Origin of the sequence: Pseudomonas sp. Pse79, assembly GCF_024519615.1 — a bacterium.
Taxonomy (GTDB): Bacteria; Pseudomonadota; Gammaproteobacteria; order Pseudomonadales; family Pseudomonadaceae; genus Aquipseudomonas; species Aquipseudomonas veronii.
Map to the genome: position 1 here is coordinate 377,243 of NZ_JALJRR010000002.1, position 15,587 is coordinate 392,829.

General features: G+C 61.9%; 13 protein-coding genes. 3 read left to right on the top strand and 10 right to left on the bottom strand.

What is annotated here, in order from left to right; genetic code table 11:
- Positions 1–4: 4 nt before the first annotated feature.
- Together NR164_RS04915 and NR164_RS04920 are read right to left on the bottom strand one after the other, a co-directional pair.
- On the bottom strand, positions 5–721 hold the full coding sequence (locus tag NR164_RS04915) for a fimbria/pilus chaperone family protein (RefSeq protein ID WP_169796380.1): 717 nt from the start codon (positions 719–721) through the stop codon (positions 5–7).
- Between the two features lie 106 nt (positions 722–827).
- On the bottom strand, positions 828–1,487 hold the full coding sequence (locus NR164_RS04920; protein ID WP_046381682.1) for a DUF1120 domain-containing protein: 660 nt from the start codon (positions 1,485–1,487) through the stop codon (positions 828–830).
- A 481-nt stretch (positions 1,488–1,968) separates the two neighbouring features.
- Between NR164_RS04920 and ppx the strand changes: the two genes are divergently transcribed.
- Positions 1,969–3,471: an exopolyphosphatase gene (gene ppx, locus NR164_RS04925; RefSeq protein WP_017845141.1), complete on the top strand. Its 1,503-nt coding sequence runs from the start codon at positions 1,969–1,971 to the stop codon at positions 3,469–3,471.
- Between the two features lie 131 nt (positions 3,472–3,602).
- Here ppx and ppk1 read toward each other — a convergent pair whose 3' ends face one another.
- Together ppk1 and hemB are read right to left on the bottom strand one after the other, a co-directional pair.
- The gene (ppk1, locus tag NR164_RS04930) at positions 3,603–5,834 is read right to left on the bottom strand and encodes a polyphosphate kinase 1 (protein WP_256822380.1); all 2,232 of its coding nucleotides are present in this window, start codon (positions 5,832–5,834) and stop codon (positions 3,603–3,605) included.
- 18 nt (positions 5,835–5,852) lie between these two features.
- Positions 5,853–6,866, bottom strand: coding sequence for a porphobilinogen synthase (hemB, locus tag NR164_RS04935; RefSeq protein ID WP_046381680.1), 1,014 nt, complete (start codon positions 6,864–6,866; stop codon positions 5,853–5,855).
- 207 nt (positions 6,867–7,073) lie between these two features.
- Here hemB and NR164_RS04940 point away from each other — a divergent pair, with 207 nt between their 5' ends.
- Positions 7,074–7,721: a DedA family protein gene (locus NR164_RS04940; RefSeq protein WP_017845144.1), complete on the top strand. Its 648-nt coding sequence runs from the start codon at positions 7,074–7,076 to the stop codon at positions 7,719–7,721.
- Here the strand turns inward: NR164_RS04940 and NR164_RS04945 are convergent.
- Positions 7,702–8,937 (bottom strand): sterol desaturase family protein, encoded by a 1,236-nt coding sequence (locus tag NR164_RS04945; protein WP_256822382.1) that lies wholly within the window; start codon positions 8,935–8,937, stop codon positions 7,702–7,704. The two genes, NR164_RS04940 and NR164_RS04945, sit on opposite strands and share 20 nt — an antisense overlap.
- 115 nt (positions 8,938–9,052) lie before the next feature.
- Between NR164_RS04945 and elbB the strand changes: the two genes are divergently transcribed.
- Complete coding sequence (elbB, locus tag NR164_RS04950) at positions 9,053–9,718, top strand: isoprenoid biosynthesis glyoxalase ElbB (protein WP_079444912.1); 666 nt, start codon at positions 9,053–9,055, stop codon at positions 9,716–9,718.
- Here elbB and NR164_RS04955 read toward each other — a convergent pair.
- The 5 genes from NR164_RS04955 to NR164_RS04975 form a co-directional block, all read right to left on the bottom strand.
- Positions 9,715–10,170 carry a YaiI/YqxD family protein gene (locus tag NR164_RS04955; RefSeq protein WP_017845147.1) on the bottom strand — a complete coding sequence of 152 codons (456 nt, stop codon included), beginning with the start codon at positions 10,168–10,170 and terminating at the stop codon, positions 9,715–9,717. The two genes, elbB and NR164_RS04955, sit on opposite strands and share 4 nt — an antisense overlap.
- Before the next feature lie 2 nt (positions 10,171–10,172).
- On the bottom strand, positions 10,173–12,068 hold the full coding sequence (locus tag NR164_RS04960) for an FTR1 family protein (protein ID WP_256822384.1): 1,896 nt from the start codon (positions 12,066–12,068) through the stop codon (positions 10,173–10,175).
- A 294-nt stretch (positions 12,069–12,362) separates the two neighbouring features.
- Positions 12,363–12,995 carry a LysE family transporter gene (locus NR164_RS04965; RefSeq protein ID WP_026139801.1) on the bottom strand — a complete coding sequence of 211 codons (633 nt, stop codon included), beginning with the start codon at positions 12,993–12,995 and terminating at the stop codon, positions 12,363–12,365.
- Between the two features lie 88 nt (positions 12,996–13,083).
- Entirely contained in the window at positions 13,084–13,656 is a 573-nt protein-coding gene (locus tag NR164_RS04970; protein WP_046381676.1) for a mechanosensitive ion channel family protein, read from the bottom strand.
- Positions 13,656–15,566, bottom strand: a complete 1,911-nt coding sequence (locus NR164_RS04975; RefSeq protein ID WP_017845151.1) for an ATP-binding cassette domain-containing protein — start codon at positions 15,564–15,566, stop codon at positions 13,656–13,658. The genes NR164_RS04970 and NR164_RS04975 overlap by 1 nt, the downstream gene beginning before the upstream one ends.
- Positions 15,567–15,587: the final 21 nt, after the last annotated feature.

The following is a 15,587-nucleotide window of genomic DNA, read 5'->3' on the forward strand; positions in this document are numbered from 1 at the left end:
CCGCTCAACCCCCATCGGTACTGATCGGGGCGCGGTAACTGTCCACCGAAAACCCATAGACCGTGGCGGGCTGGATCTCGACTTCGGCCAAGCCGTCCAATGTTCCGTCAACCTTCGCCGTCAACGCCTCCCCCGGCAAAATGTAAGCACGCGGCAACGTTGCCAGAACCCGCTGGGGCAGCAACTGCACCTCCGGCGCCAGGCGCACCACATAAGCACTGTCGTTGTGAACAGCCAGCATCTCTCCAGCCCGCCGCCACTTCAGCAGCTCCCAGGGCGTGTGATGTTGAGGCAAGCCTTTGGGGTGCAGGATCAGCGGCAGATTCTGCCGAAGGGTGATACCGATGGTCGCACCCCCTGCGGCACGCGCCTGCGGAATACCCTCGAAGGACACACGCTTCAAGCGCTGGGTCTTCAGCGGTGCTTCCAAGGTGCTGATGAAACGCACCAACTGGGTTTCACCGGGTTCCACACGCGCAATAGGCGGCGTGACAATCAATAGGGGCTCTACGTCTTCGGGCACGTTCAGTACGACTGAATGAAGCAGCGCCGGCCCCGAATCGGTGTTCTTGATATTTATCGTGGCCTCGCCTTGTTCCTCATAAAGAACCACAACCGAGGTTTCCGGCAACATTCCGTCCGCCAATACCATGCCGGTAAAACACAGACACACACTTGCACACAACAACAGCAGATTATTTATTACTGAAAGACTACGCACTCAGTGTTCCCCGCAGACCATGAAGTTGGCAATTGATAGCCAAGCACCCACATGAAAACAGCCGATCAGAACGCGTGCGTTCTTTGATCGGCTGTATTTCAGCCGCTTAGAGGTAAACCAAAGTAAGCGTTGCGCGACCATCAAGAGTAACGTCGCGAGCCAGGTTCAAGTCTTGGCCTTTGTTGATCACGGCCCGTACTGCAATAGTCCCGGTCAGTTGAGAGAGTTCGGCCGGAATGAGCGAAGTGCCACTGCGCCACGAAGATTGGTTAGGCGATTTCGCGACTTTGCCATCACTGCTCTGCCAGGCCGCGCCTTCGCCGACACGTGTAATAGCCGTCAGCGTTTTGCTCGGCGACCTGAGGTCCCTGAGCGTAACCGCATAGCCACCGGTATTTTTGCCAGCGACCGAACCCAAGCCGAAGTTATGCACCTCGGTATAACCTGCGCCAAGGGCGCTGAGAATGCCCGTTACCCTGCTGCCGGCCTGCAGATCGGTGAAGGTCAGCCCGAACGGAGCGCTGCCGGTGCCGCAATTGACGGACAGGGGCGTGGTCATTTCCCGAAGCGGGTTGAACGCCGTCTGGGAGAGTTGGCCCGAAGGAATATCGCCGTAATTGATAATGCCGCCGCCAGTCATGCTCAGGTTGCAGGCAGCGGGTTTGATCGTGCCCCTGACGACCAGTTCGGCACTGGTGGATGCGTTAGCACTGATGGCCGCAGCCAGGCAAGCGAGACCGAGAGTCAATCCAACAATTTTTTTCATATTCGACCTGTCACTGAAAGTTATCAGGCGTTCTTTATTTATCTCTCGGCAAGTCCAGCGCCAAACGGCTTATTTCTCCGGAGCTGCACGACTATAAATAAATAACACCCAGGCAATATTGCCGGGTGACAGTCTGTCGCTTTGGCACTTCATTAAAGAATCAGATAACACATCAGTTAGTGTGGGAGCCGTAAAAACAAAGAGTCGCCTTTACCCGACCGCGAGGTAGTCCTAAACAAAAAAACCAATGGAACATCAACAAGCACTCTGTAGGGAAAATCATAAAAAGCTTTACAACAACAACTAGTTAAAAACTCCTACAAAACTAAAACCTCATTCATTGGATATTTAGAAACCCACCCTACATTTCCCACAAGAATTCCTCGCAGACACCCTTAGGAAAATTACCGGAGCGCTACGCGTTGGCTCCAGCGGTCGATCGTGGCACGATGGTCAGGTTATCGACCGAGACCCTCTAACCATGCCGCAATCCCAAGCCAAGAATCTGTCCCTGATCGCCGCCATCGACCTGGGCTCCAACAGCTTTCATATGGTCGTGGCCAAGGCCCAGAACGGCGAAATCCGCATCCTTGAGCGGCTAGGCGAAAAAGTCCAACTGGCTGCCGGAATCGACGACGCGCGCCAGCTCAATGAAGAATCCATGCAGCGCGGGCTCGATTGCCTCAAGCGGTTTGCCCAGTTGATCAACGGCATGCCCCCGGGTGCTGTGCGAATCGTCGGCACCAACGCGTTGCGCGAAGCCCGTAACCGGGGCGAATTCATCCGCCGCGCCGAGGAGATCCTCGGGCACCCGGTGGAAGTCATCTCCGGACGCGAAGAAGCGCGCCTGATCTACCTCGGCGTGTCCCACACCCTGGCCGACACCCCCGGCAAGCGCCTGGTGGCGGACATCGGCGGCGGCAGTACCGAATTCATCATCGGCCAGCGCTTCGAGCCGCTGCTGCGCGAAAGCCTGCAGATGGGCTGCGTCAGCTATACCCAGCGTTATTTCAAGGACGGCAAGATCACCCCGGCGCGTTATGCCCAGGCCTACACGGCGGCGCGGCTGGAGATCATGAGCATCGAGCACGCCCTGCATCGCCTGTCGTGGGATGAAGCGATCGGCTCGTCCGGCACCATCCGCGCCATCGGCCTGGCCTTGAAAGCCGGCGGCCATGGCACCGGCGAGGTCAACGCCGAAGGCCTGGCGTGGCTCAAGCGCAAGCTGTTCAAGCTGGGAGATGCCGAAAAAATCGACTTCGATGGTATCAAGCCCGACCGCCGCACGATTTTCCCGGCGGGCCTGGCGATTCTCGAAGCGATCTTCGACGCCCTCGAACTGCAACGCATGGACCACTGCGACGGCGCCCTGCGCGAAGGCGTGCTTTACGACCTGCTCGGCCGTCATCACCATGAGGACGTGCGTGAGCGCACCCTCAGCTCGTTGATGGAGCGCTATCACGCCGATCTGGAACAAGCGGCCCGCGTGGAACGCAAAGCCCTGCATGCCTTCGACCAGGTGGCCGCGGACTGGGACCTGGAAGACGGCGTATGGCGCGAACTGCTGGGCTGGGCGGCCAAGGTGCATGAAGTGGGCCTGGATATCGCCCACTACCATTACCACAAGCACGGCGCCTACCTGATCGAGCACTCCGACCTGGCCGGTTTCTCCCGGGAAGACCAGCAGATGCTCGCGCTGCTGGTACGCGGCCATCGCCGCAATATCCCCAAGGACAAGTTCGCCGAATTCGGTGACGAAGGCATCAAGCTGATCCGCCTGTGCGTGCTGCTGCGCTTTGCGATCCTGTTCCACCACATCCGTGGCACCCAGGAAATGCCCCAGGTGACCCTGCGCGCCAGCGGCGACAGCCTCGACGTGGTGTTCCCGGAAGGCTGGCTGGAGGAGAACCAACTGACCCAGGCGGACTTCGCCCAGGAAGCGGAGTGGCTGACGCGGGTGGGTTTCAGCCTGAACGTGCGCTAAAGAACACCGAAAATACATGTGGGAGGGGCGGTGCGACGATTCGACCTCCCGATGGCGGTGGGTCAGTCACTTGGTACTTTGACTGAACCATCGCCATCGGGGGCAAGCCCCCTCCCACATTATTAGGTCGGTTAATTCACCGCGAGAATCGGGCTACCCAGCCTCTCCAGCAAGGTGGCCTGGGCGCTGCGTGGGTTCTGGTTGCCGGTCGGCGTGTTGCGCACGTAGCGGCCGTCCGACTGCAGGCTCCAGCTGTGGGTGTTATCGGTGAGATAACTTTCCAGCTCTTTCTTGACCCGCATGATCAGCTTCTTGCCTTCCACCGGGAAGCACGTCTCCACGCGCTTGTCGAGGTTGCGCTCCATCCAGTCGGCGCTGGAGAGGTACATCTGCTCTTCCCCGCCATTGAGGAAGTAGAACACCCGCGTGTGCTCCAGGAAGCGCCCGATGATCGAGCGCACATGGATGTTGTGCGAGACCCCGGCAATGCCCGGCCGCAGGCAGCACATGCCGCGTACCACCAGGTCGATACGCACACCGGACTGGCTGGCCTTGTACAGCGCGCGGATGATCTTCGGATCGGTCAGCGAGTTGAACTTGGCGATGATGTGCGCCGGTTTGCCGTCGAGCGCGAACTGGGTCTCGCGGGCGATCATGTCGAGCATGCCCTTCTTCAGGGTGAACGGCGCATGCAGCAGCTTCTTCATGCGCAACGTCTTACCCATGCCGATCAACTGGCTGAACAACTTGCCGACGTCTTCGCACAAGGCGTCGTCGGAGGTCAGCAGGCTGTAGTCGGTGTAGAGCTTGGCGTTACCGGCGTGATAGTTGCCGGTGCCCAAGTGCGCGTAACGCACGATCTCTCCGGCTTCGCGGCGCAGGATCAGCATCATCTTGGCGTGGGTCTTGAACCCGACCACACCGTAGATCACCACCGCGCCGGCCGCTTGCAGGCGGCTGGCCAGTTGCAGGTTGGACTCTTCGTCGAAGCGCGCGCGCAGTTCGATCACCGCAGTGACTTCCTTGCCGTTACGCGCAGCGTCCACCAGGGCGTCGACGATCTCCGAGTTGGCGCCGCTGCGGTACAGGGTCTGGCGCACGGCGAGTACATGCGGGTCCTTGGCGGCCTGGCGCAACAGGTCGACCACCGGGGTGAAGGACTCGAACGGGTGCAGCAACAGGATGTCCTGCTTGCTGACCACGCTGAAAATGTTTTCGCTGTTTTGCAGCAGTTTCGGGATCTGCGGCGTGAACGGCGTGTATTGCAGCTCCGGGTGGCTGTCCAGGCCGGTGATGCTGAACAGACGCGTCAAGTTGACCGGGCCGTTGACCTGGTACAGCTCGCTCTCGCCGAGGTTGAACTGCTTGAGCAGGTAGTCCGACAGATGTTTCGGGCAGGTGTCGGCCACTTCCAGACGCACCGCATCGCCGTAGCGCCGCGAGAACAGCTCGCCGCGCAGGGCGCGGGCCAAGTCTTCGACGTCTTCGGAGTCCAGCGCCAGGTCGGCGTTACGGGTCAGGCGGAACTGGTAGCAGCCCTTGACCTTCATGCCCTGGAACAGGTCATCGGCGTGCGCGTGGATCATCGACGACAGGAATACATAGTTATCGCCAGCGCCCCCCACCTCTTCCGGTACCTTGATGATCCGTGGCAGCAGACGCGGTGCCGGGATGATCGCCAGGCCGGAATCGCGACCGAAGGCGTCGATACCTTCAAGCTCAACGATGAAGTTCAGGCTCTTGTTGACCAGCAACGGGAACGGGTGAGTCGGGTCGAGACCGATCGGCGTGATGATCGGCGCGATCTCGTCGCGGAAGTAACGACGCACCCAGGTCTTGATCTTGGTGGTCCAGTGACGGCGACGGATGAAGCGGACCTGATGTTTTTCCAGTTCCGGCAGCAGGATGTCGTTGAGGATCGCGTATTGGCGATCCACATGCCCGTGTACCAGTTCGCTGATGCGCGCCAGGGCTTGATGCGGTTGCAGGCCATCGGCGCCGGCTTGTTCACGGGCGAAGGTGATCTGCTTCTTGAGGCCGGCGACGCGGATCTCGAAGAACTCGTCCAGGTTGCTGGAGAAAATCAGCAGGAATTTCAGGCGTTCCAGCAACGGGTAGGACTCATCCAGCGCCTGTTCCAGCACGCGGATGTTGAATTGCAGTTGTGACAACTCACGGTGGATGTACAGGCTGCTGTCATCCAGGTTGGTCACCACGGCAGGCGCTGGCGCCGGGGCCGGCGCTTCGGCGACCACCACCGGCGGCGCCGGCTCCGGCACCGGCACCGGCGGGGTCTCGGCGACGGATTCGACCACCGGGTGGGCGTCTTTTACGGCAACTTCTGAGAGTCCTTCGGTATTCATCGAGTGTTCCTGTGAGGGCTATTGTTGCTCTCTAAGCAATTGGGCAGCGCGGGCGGCGAAGTAGGTCAGAATGCCATCAGCGCCAGCACGTTTAAAGGCTGTCAGGGATTCGAGGATCACCCCTTCACTCAACCAACCATTCTGGATCGCGGCCATGTGCATGGCGTATTCACCGCTGACCTGATAGACAAAGGTCGGCACCTTGAATTCCTCTTTGACCCGATAAAGGATGTCCAGGTAAGGCATCCCGGGCTTGACCATCACCATGTCGGCGCCTTCGGCCAGGTCGGCGGCCACTTCGTGCAGGGCTTCATGGCTGTTGGCCGGGTCCATCTGGTACGAGGCTTTGTTGGCCTTGCCCAGGTTCAGGGCCGAGCCCACCGCATCGCGGAACGGACCATAGTAGGCACTGGCGTATTTGGCCGAGTAGGCCATGATCCGCACATTGACGTGGCCGGCCAGCTCCAGGGCTTCGCGGATCGCCTGGATGCGGCCGTCCATCATGTCCGACGGCGCGACCACCTGGGCCCCGGCGGCGGCATGAGACAAGGCTTGCTTGACCAGCGCGTCGACGGTGATGTCGTTCTGCACGTAGCCGTCTTCATCCAGGATGCCATCCTGCCCGTGGGTGGTGAACGGGTCCAGGGCCACATCGGTGATCACCCCCAATTCCGGGAAGCGCTCACGCAACGCACGGGTGGCGCGCTGGGCGATCCCTTGCGGGTTCCAGGCTTCGGCGGCATCGAGGGACTTGAGTTCAGCAGGCGTGACAGGGAACAGCGCCAGCGCCGGAATCCCCAACTCGACCCAGTTCGCCGCCTCTTCCAGCAGCAAATCAATGGTCAAGCGCTCGACACCCGGCATCGACGCCACGGCTTCCCGACGGTTTTCCCCGTCCAGCACAAAGACCGGCAGGATCAGATCGTTCGTGCTCAGTACGTTTTCACGGACCAGACGGCGAGAGAAATCATCACGACGGTTGCGACGCAGACGGGTCGCGGGAAACAGGCGATTGGCAGGGGTAAAGCTCACGACAGACTCCTGAGCCCGCGTTTACGGGCGAGTGTTGCAGTTATAAGCGGCCATTATGACGAAGGTATGACAGTTGTGCTTAACGATGCGACCTGTAGTCGCATTCGGCGTTTCTGTAGGAATTGTTCACTTCGTGACACATCTCGATACTTTCACGAATGATCGCGAAGGCGTAGGCTGCGCGTTCATTTCGCCAGCACCCAGACCATGCTTCAACAATTTCTGCATGACTTCGGCTACTTTGCCCTCTTCCTCGGGACGTTCTTCGAAGGCGAGACCATACTCGTTCTCGCAGGCTTCCTGGCGTTCCGTGGGTACATGGATATCAACCTGGTGGTGGTCGTTGCTTTTTTTGGCAGCTACGCCGGCGACCAGCTTTGGTATTACATGGGGCGCAAGCACGGCCGCAAACTGTTGGCACGTAAACCGCGCTGGCAATTGATGGGCGACAAAGCCCTGGAACATATCCGCAAGCACCCGGATATCTGGGTGTTGAGCTTCCGCTTTGTCTACGGATTGCGCACGGTGATGCCCGTGGCGATTGGCCTGTCCGGCTATCCGCCCTTGCGCTACCTGTTACTCAACGGCATTGGCGCGGCGGTCTGGGCGGCGGCGCTCGGCGCGGCGGCGTACCATTTCGGCGCGGTGCTGGAAGGCATGCTGGGCAGCATCAAGAAGTACGAGCTGTGGGTGCTGGGTGCGTTGTTACTGCTGGGCCTGGTTCTCTGGCTGCGGCGGCGGTTCAAGAACGCGCGCATCGCCCGTCAAGCCTGTGCCGACGCCAAGGCCCGACTGGCGGCCGCACAACTGAGTGAGACCAGCCCGGCCGAGCCGCCTAAGACGCCAGTCGAGTAAGCCGGCCTCGGCAGCAGTAGAGGCCAATCAGGCTCAGCAAGCTGTAGCTCAACAGACCCGGCCAGCCCAGGTGGCTGGCCGGCCAAAGCCCGACCAGCGGCGCCAGCCATACCAACGGCACATTCAGGCCCAGGCGCACCAGTTCCGCCTTCAACGCCCACGGGCGGTTCTCCAGGGCGACGCCCAGGCTGAACAGGCCCAACGCCATTGCACTCCAGCCCAGCACCAACGCCGCCGTGGGCAGCCCTTCGCCGATGTTCATCAGATAACTGCCAAACCCCACATACACCGCAAATTGCAGGGCGACGTACACCTGTTGCCGCGTATCCAGCGGCACCTCGAACTTGCGGAACTGGCTCAAGTCCGGCTTGATCAACGGGTAGTTGGCCTTCACGTCGGCCGGCCGCCAGCCGGTACGCATGAACCAGATGCGCAGCTTGTCCCAACGGCTTTGCGTGTGCCGCGCATCACTCCACAACTGCGCATAGAACTGCAGGTTGGCCCACAGCGGGTTCCAACTGGCCAAGGGGGTGGTGACGCCAAAGATCACCGGCTCGTTTTCGTCTTCTTCCTGAAACGAGCCAAACAGCCGGTCCCAAATAATGAACCCCCCGCCGTAGTTGCGATCCATGTAGAGAGCGTTCTGTGCATGGTGGGCCCGATGATTGGACGGGGTGACGAAGAACCACTCGAACCAGCCGAGCTTGGGCACATGGCGGGTGTGGACCCAGAATTGATACAGCAGGTTGAGCGAAGCTACGCTGATGAACACCACCAGCGGCACGCCGAGCACGGCCAGAGGCAGATAGAAGATCCAGCTCAGCAGAAAGCCGGTGCTGGTCTGGCGCAAGGCGGTGGTGAGGTTGTAGTCCTCGCTCTGGTGATGCACCGAATGCGCGGCCCACAGGATATTGCGCTCGTGACCGCAGCGATGCAGCCAGTAATAGCAGAAGTCGTAGAACACAAAGGCGAACACCCAGGTCCAGACGCTCTCGGCCGACAGCTCGATCAGCGCCAGGTGCTTGAGGGCGAATGCGTAGGTCAGCAATCCCACGCCCTTGGTCAGCAGCCCGGTGGTGGTGGACAGCACGCCAGTGCTGAGGCTGTTGATGGCATCCGCCACCCGATAATTGCGCGCGCCGCGCCAACGGTCGACGAGCAGTTCAACCACGATCAAGGCGATGAAAAACGGTACCGCGTAAGGCACGAAGTCCATGGGCTAGTCCGGTCTGTTTTTATTGCATCAAGATTAGGGGCTGCGGCGAGAGTTCCCATTGGCAACAGATGACAAATTAGTAGACATTTAACGCCATGAATCAGGAGAAATGCCCATGAGCAAAAAGATTGCAGTGATCCTTTCCGGCTGTGGCGTGTACGACGGTGCAGAAATCCACGAAAGCGTGATCACCCTGCTGCGCCTGGATCAGCGCGGCGCTCAGGTCCAATGCTTTGCACCCGACATCGCACAGTTGCACGTGATCAACCACCTCACGGGCGAAGAAATGCCCGAGTCGCGCAATGTGCTGGTGGAGTCCGCCCGCATTGCCCGAGGCGACGTGAAAGACATTCGTGAAGCCAACGCCGAGGATTTCGACGCGCTGATCGTGCCTGGCGGGTTTGGCGCGGCGAAGAACCTGTCGAACTTTGCCAGCGCAGGCGCCGGTTGCAGCCTCAACCCGCAGGTATTGGCGCTGGCCGAAGCCTTTGTCGAAGCGGGCAAGCCGCTGGGACTGATCTGCATCTCGCCGGCCCTGGCCGCGAAGATCTATGGCCCGGGAGTAACCTGCACCATCGGCAACGATGCCGACACCGCCGCCGCGCTGGACAAGATGGGCGCCCACCACCAGGCATGCGCGGTGGACGATATCGTCGAAGACACCGCGCGCAAGCTGGTCAGCACTCCCGCCTATATGCTCGGCAAGAACATCAGCGAAGTCGCGTCAGGCATCAACAAGCTGGTGGATCGGGTGCTGGAGCTGACCCACGAAAACGACTAACCGGCCCGCATCAAGCGCGTGAGCAGGCGGTCGAGTGCGTTGGCGAACGCTTGCTTGTCCTTTTCCCCATGGGGCGGTGGACCACCGCCCATCTGACCTTGCTCGCGCAGATCGGTGAACAGGTTACGCACCGCCAGCCGCTCACTCATGTTCTGCGGGCTGAATTCCTTGCCGCGCGGGTCGAGGGCCGTCACGCCGTTCTTCACCAGGCGGTCGGCCAGGGGCACGTCGCTGCAGATCACCAGTTCACCGGGCACCGCGTGCTCCACCAGGTAGTCATCCGCCGCGTCCGGGCCGCTGGGCACCACGATCAGCTTAACGCAGGCGAAGGCCGGCTTGATCTGGCTCTGCCCGGCCACCAGCACCACCTCGAACTGACGCTTGAGGGCGAACTTCACCACCTGGTCCTTGGCCGCGCGCGGGCAGGCATCGGCGTCGATCCACACGCGCATGCTTATGCCGCCAGCCGGCGCTTGTCGGCGATCCGACTGCGGCCATACATCACCATAATCGCCAGGATCGCCACCACCTGCGCACTCAGCGAGTAGGCATCGGCGTGGATACCCAGCCAGTCGAAGTCAAAGAACGCCACCGGCCGCGTGCCGAAGATGCCGGCTTCCTGCAACGCCTTCACGCCGTGCCCGGCGAATACCACCGACAACGCACACAGCAGCGCCGCGTTGATCCCGAAGAACAGCGCCAATGGCAGCTTCGCCGAACCGCGCAGGATCACCCACGCCAGGCCCACCAACAGCACCAGCGCCGTGGCGCCACCCCCCAGCACGGCGTTGTGCCCGGCCGGGCCGGCTTGCAACCACAGGGTTTCGTAGAACAGGATCACTTCGAACAGCTCGCGGTACACCGAGAAGAACGCCAGCAGCGCGAAGCCGAAACGGCCACCGCCGCCCACCAGGCTGCTCTTGATGTAGTCCTGCCAGGCCGCTGCGTGGCGCCGGTCATGCATCCACACGCCGAGCCACAGCACCATCACACTGGCAAACAACGCCGTGCAACCTTCGAGCAATTCGCGCTGGGCGCCGCTCACATCAATCACATAGGCCGCCAACGCCCAGGTGGCCAAGCCGGCCAACAAGGCCAGGCCCCAGCCGACGTGGACGCCGCGCACCGCCGATTCCTGGCCGGTGTTACGCAGGAAGGCGAGGACCGCCGCCAGCACCAGGATCGCTTCCAGACCTTCGCGCAGCAGGATCAGCAAGCCTGAGATAAAGCTCAACGACCAGCTCAGGCCATCGCCGCCCAACAAGCCGGCAGATTCGGTGAGTTTGCCCTTGGCGGCGTCCAGGCGCTGCTGCACCTGTTCGAGCGGCAAGCCGTCCTGCAACGACTGCCGATAGGCCATCAGGGCCTTCTCGGTGTCTTTGCGCACGTTGGCGTTGACGTTGTCGAGGGAGCTTTCCACCAACTCGAACCCTTCCAGATACGCCGCTACCGACAGGTCGTAGGCTTGCTCATGGTCACCGCTGCGGAACGCCGCAAGGCTCTTGTCGAGGGTCGCGGCGGTGTAGTCGAGCAACTGCGCCGGGCCGCGCTTGACCTGCGGCGGCTGGGCACGCTGGGCGCGGAACGTCGCAGCAGCGGCCGGGCCGTTGGCGGCCAACACTTCATTGGGGGTCTGGCGGGCCAGGTCGGCGAGGTTGAACGGTTGCGCGCTTTTCGCGGCAGCCGGGTCGGCCGTGAAGCCGGCGATGTAGGTGGCCAGGTCCCAGCGCTGGCGTTCGTCCAGTTGGTCGGCGAAGGACGGCATGTCCGTGCCTTCGACACCCAGGCCCAGCGTGTTGTAGATCGCATAGAGGCTCAGGCGGTCCAGGCGCTCCGCGTTCTGCAGGTTCGCCGGCGGCGGCGTCATGCCGACGCCCGCCGGGCCATCACCGGCGCCGGCCGTGCCGTGGCAGACCGAGCAGTGCTGGGCATACAGTGGTGCGCCGCGGGTCGGGTCGGGCGTAATCGCCGGGGCCTGGCTGACTTCATACGCCGCCGCCAGCTTGGCGCCCAACTGCCGGGACTGGCGGGCCACGCTGGCACCATCCTGACGAGCGGTCACGGCCGCGACCAATTCATCGACCCCTTTGACCAATTCCGCGCGCTCGGGCTTGGACGGCAGCTCAGCCACCAGGCCCTGCAATACCCCCAGAAATTCCACCTGCTCACGGTATTCCGATTCATCGACGACCTTGCCCGCCGCTACCGTCGGCGGATAGTCCGCGCCGATGTAGTCCAGCAAATGCAGGGCTTTCGTGGCGCCCTCGGCAGGCGCGGCCAACAGATTGAAGCTGCACGACATCAACGCCGGCAATAGCAGCCAGGCGAGAAAACGGAAGGGGGCAGTCATGAACGAATCTCAAAGGGAAATACGAAGTAACACATTGTTGAGCTTTATGAGATTTGACTCAAGGTGTAAGTGATTTGTATTTTGAGTAACAGAGCAGATTGAGCTGTAGCAATGACGCCACGCCCGACGATTCTGCGCTGCCCCCAACGCGCACAGAAAACGCAAAACCAATGTGGGAGCGGGCTTGCTCGCGATAGCAGTGGGTCAGCCGACTGACTCGGTGACTGACACTCCACTATCGCGAGCAAGCCCGCTCCCACATTGTCGATCCGGTTTATTCAGCCCGGTCCGGGTTCAAGCCGTCGCGCGATGCAAGCTGGCGAGGAAGCCCGCAGCCCCCACGAACAACCCGGCAAACGTGCGGTTCATGCGTTTTTGCTGCTTGGGCGTGCGCAACAGGCGCAAGACTTTCGACGCCAGGCCGGTATAGCCCGCCATCACGATCATATCGACGCTGATCATCGTCGCGCCGAGGATCAGGTATTGGATCAGCAGCGGCGCCTGCGGGTTCACGAACTGCGGCAGCACCGCGAGCATGAACACCAACGCCTTGGGGTTGCTGGCGTTGACCAGAAAGCCACGGAACATCATCGCCATCGGCTTGCCGATCGGCCGTACTGCAGCGTCATCGGTCATGTCCATGGGCAACGCGCGCCATTGCTTGACGGCCAGGTACACCAGGTACGCCACGCCAAACCATTTGATCGCATAGAACGCGGTGGACGACGCCGCCAGAATGGCTCCCAAGCCGCCCGCGACCACGGCGATCTGCATCGCCAGGCCGATTTGCAGGCCGATGGCGTTCCAGTAACCGCGCAGGAAACCGTATTGCAAGCCACTGGACATCGAGGCGATGGCGCCTGCGCCAGGAGAAAGGGAAATGATCCAACTAGCGAGGAAAAAAGCCAGCCATGTGTCGAGTGCCATTGCACACCTCAGCAGCGAGTTTGCGGTTGTGCCTTAAGCTAACGCTGCCGACCGAAGGCTGGCTATAGTTTTTTGCAAGATGTGAACGCTAGCGCTGGCCCGGGAGGACAGCACTGTCGCGCCAGCGGCGCACCGAGCGTTGGAAGAACAGGCTATTGGGCACCTGCACCGTCACGCCGCCGGTCCCCGCCTCTTCCACTTCGATCAGCGTGGTGTAAAGCAGGTTGATCGCCACTACCCGGCCTTTGACGCCGGGCTTGTCGACGGTGTCCACCAGCTCGACCACATCACCGAGGCGGAACGGCCCGACGGTGAAGATCAGGATCGCGCACAACAGGTTGGACAACACCGACCACATGGCGAAAAACGCCACCGCCGCCACCGCGACAAACCCCGACAGCGCGGTCCACAACACCGTGGCGGACACGCCCAGGCGCTCCAGCACGAAGATCAGCGCACTGCCCATGATCAGCCAGCGCAAGCCGCCACGCAGCGGCATCAACAGCTGCGGCGGGAAGGGGTAGTGCTCGCCGAGGCGGGTCAGGCCTTTGGCGACAAACCGCTGGGTCAGGTAGCCGGCCAGCAGGATCAGCAGGATTTGCACGCCGATCCACACGGGGGCGACCCATTGCGCCGGCAGCGGCAGTTGCAGCGCGTCCATCAGGACAGCGCCTCCAGCTCCGCTTGCAGGCTTTCGAGCAGTTCGAGGGCTTCCATCCAGCTTTCCTCCAACTGCCCTTCACGGACCTTGAGCTTGGCCTGCTCGGCCAGCAGATCGCGCAGTTCATCCTTGCGCGCGGCTTCGTACACAGCACTGTCGCCCAGGCTGGTTTCGATCTTGGCCAGGCGCTCGTGGACCTTGCCCAACTCGGCTTCCAGCTTGTCGGCTTCGCGCTTGTGCGGCGCCAACTGCTGGCGCAGGGCGGCGGCGGCCTGGCGCTGGGCCTTCTTGTCGGTTTTGTCCGGGTTGACCGGGGTGTTGCTGGTCGGCGCGTTGCGCAGGCGGTATTCCGTCAGCCAGCGCGCGTAGTCATCGAGGTCACCGTCGAACTCTTCGACTTTGCCGTCGGCCACCAGCAGGAAGTTGTCGGTGGTGCTCTTGAGCAAGTGGCGATCGTGAGACACCACCAGTACCGCACCGCTGAACTCCTGCAAGGCCATGGTCAGCGCCAGGCGCATTTCCAGGTCGAGGTGGTTGGTCGGCTCGTCGAGCAGCAACAGGTTCGGCCGGTCCCAGGCGATCAACGCCAGGGCCAGGCGGGCTTTTTCGCCGCCGGAGAAATTCAGCACCGGCTCATCGATGCGCGCGCCACGGAAGTCGAAGCCGCCGAGGAAGTCGCGCAGGGGCTGCTCGCGTTCGGTCGGCGCCAGGCGCTGCAGGTGCAGCAACGGGCTGGCCTTGGCGTCCAGGGAGTCCAACTGATGCTGGGCGAAGTAGCCGACCACCAGGTTCTCGCCACGGGTCAGGCGACCGGCCAGGGGTTGCAGCTCGCCCGACAGGTTCTTGATCAGCGTCGACTTGCCCGCGCCGTTCGGCCCGAGCAGGCCAATGCGCGCACCCGGCGTGAGTTGCAGCTTGACCTTCTCGAGGATGGTTTTCTCGCCATAGCCCAGGCGGGCATCGGACAGGTCGAGCAACGGGCTGGAGATCTTCACCGACTCGCGGAACACGAAATCGAAAGGCGAATCGACGTGGGCCGCCGACAGTTCTTCCATGCGCTCCAGCGCCTTGATCCGGCTCTGGGCCTGGCGGGCCTTGGTGGCCTGGGCCTTGAACCGGGCGATGTAGCTTTCCATGTGCGCGCGCTGCGCCTGCTGCTTCTCGAACGCCTGCTGTTGCTGGGCCAGGCGTTCGGCGCGGGCGCGTTCGAACGCGGTGTAGCCGCCACGGTAGAGGGTGATTTTCTTCTGTTCGACGTGAGCGATGTTGTCGACCACGGCGTCGAGGAAATCCCGGTCGTGGGAAATCAGCAGCAAGGTGCCCTGGTAGCTCTTGAGGAAATCCTCCAGCCACAGGATCGCATCGAGGTCCAAGTGGTTGGTCGGTTCGTCGAGCAGCAACAGGTCCGAGGGGCACATCAGTGCCTGGGCCAGGTTCAGGCGCATGCGCCAGCCGCCGGAGAAGTCGGCGACCGGGCGGTCCATCTGTTCGTTGGTAAAGCCAAGGCCGGCGAGCATCTTGCGCGCACGGGCGTCGGCGGTGTAGCCGTCGGCGCTGTCCAGTTCCGCGTGCAGGCGGGCTTGAGCGGCGCCGTCCTGGGCTTTCTCGGCCGCGGCCAGGTCGTGTTGCACCTGGCGCAGACGCAGGTCGCCATCGAGCACGTAGTCGATCGCGATGCGGTCCAGGGTGTCGATCTCCTGGCGCATATGGGCGATGCGCCAGTCGGCCGGCAGCAAGCAGTCCCCGGAGTCCGGGGTCAGCTCACCCAGCAACAGGGCGAACAACGTGGATTTGCCGGCGCCGTTGGCACCGATCAGGCCGGCTTTGTGACCGGCGTGCAGGGTCAGCTCGGCGTCTTCGAGAAGACGTTGCGGGCCACGCTGTAATGTTAGGCTTTGAAGTCGGATCATAATGGCGGCGGAGTCTACCAG

What these genes read in the sequence shown, in the direction of transcription:
- NR164_RS04920 (WP_046381682.1), bottom strand. Translation starts at nt 1,487, where the DNA reads ATGAAAAAAATTGTTGGATTGACTCTCGGTCTCGCTTGCCTGGCTGCG.
- ppx (WP_017845141.1), top strand. Translation starts at nt 1,969, where the DNA reads ATGCCGCAATCCCAAGCCAAGAATCTGTCCCTGATCGCCGCCATCGAC.
- ppk1 (WP_256822380.1), bottom strand. Translation starts at nt 5,834, where the DNA reads ATGAATACCGAAGGACTCTCAGAAGTTGCCGTAAAAGACGCCCACCCG.
- NR164_RS04940 (WP_017845144.1), top strand. Translation starts at nt 7,074, where the DNA reads ATGCTTCAACAATTTCTGCATGACTTCGGCTACTTTGCCCTCTTCCTC.
- NR164_RS04945 (WP_256822382.1), bottom strand. Translation starts at nt 8,937, where the DNA reads ATGGACTTCGTGCCTTACGCGGTACCGTTTTTCATCGCCTTGATCGTG.
- elbB (WP_079444912.1), top strand. Translation starts at nt 9,053, where the DNA reads ATGAGCAAAAAGATTGCAGTGATCCTTTCCGGCTGTGGCGTGTACGAC.
- NR164_RS04955 (WP_017845147.1), bottom strand. Translation starts at nt 10,170, where the DNA reads ATGCGCGTGTGGATCGACGCCGATGCCTGCCCGCGCGCGGCCAAGGAC.
- NR164_RS04960 (WP_256822384.1), bottom strand. Translation starts at nt 12,068, where the DNA reads ATGACTGCCCCCTTCCGTTTTCTCGCCTGGCTGCTATTGCCGGCGTTG.
- NR164_RS04965 (WP_026139801.1), bottom strand. Translation starts at nt 12,995, where the DNA reads ATGGCACTCGACACATGGCTGGCTTTTTTCCTCGCTAGTTGGATCATT.
- NR164_RS04970 (WP_046381676.1), bottom strand. Translation starts at nt 13,656, where the DNA reads ATGGACGCGCTGCAACTGCCGCTGCCGGCGCAATGGGTCGCCCCCGTG.
- NR164_RS04975 (WP_017845151.1), bottom strand. Translation starts at nt 15,566, where the DNA reads ATGATCCGACTTCAAAGCCTAACATTACAGCGTGGCCCGCAACGTCTT.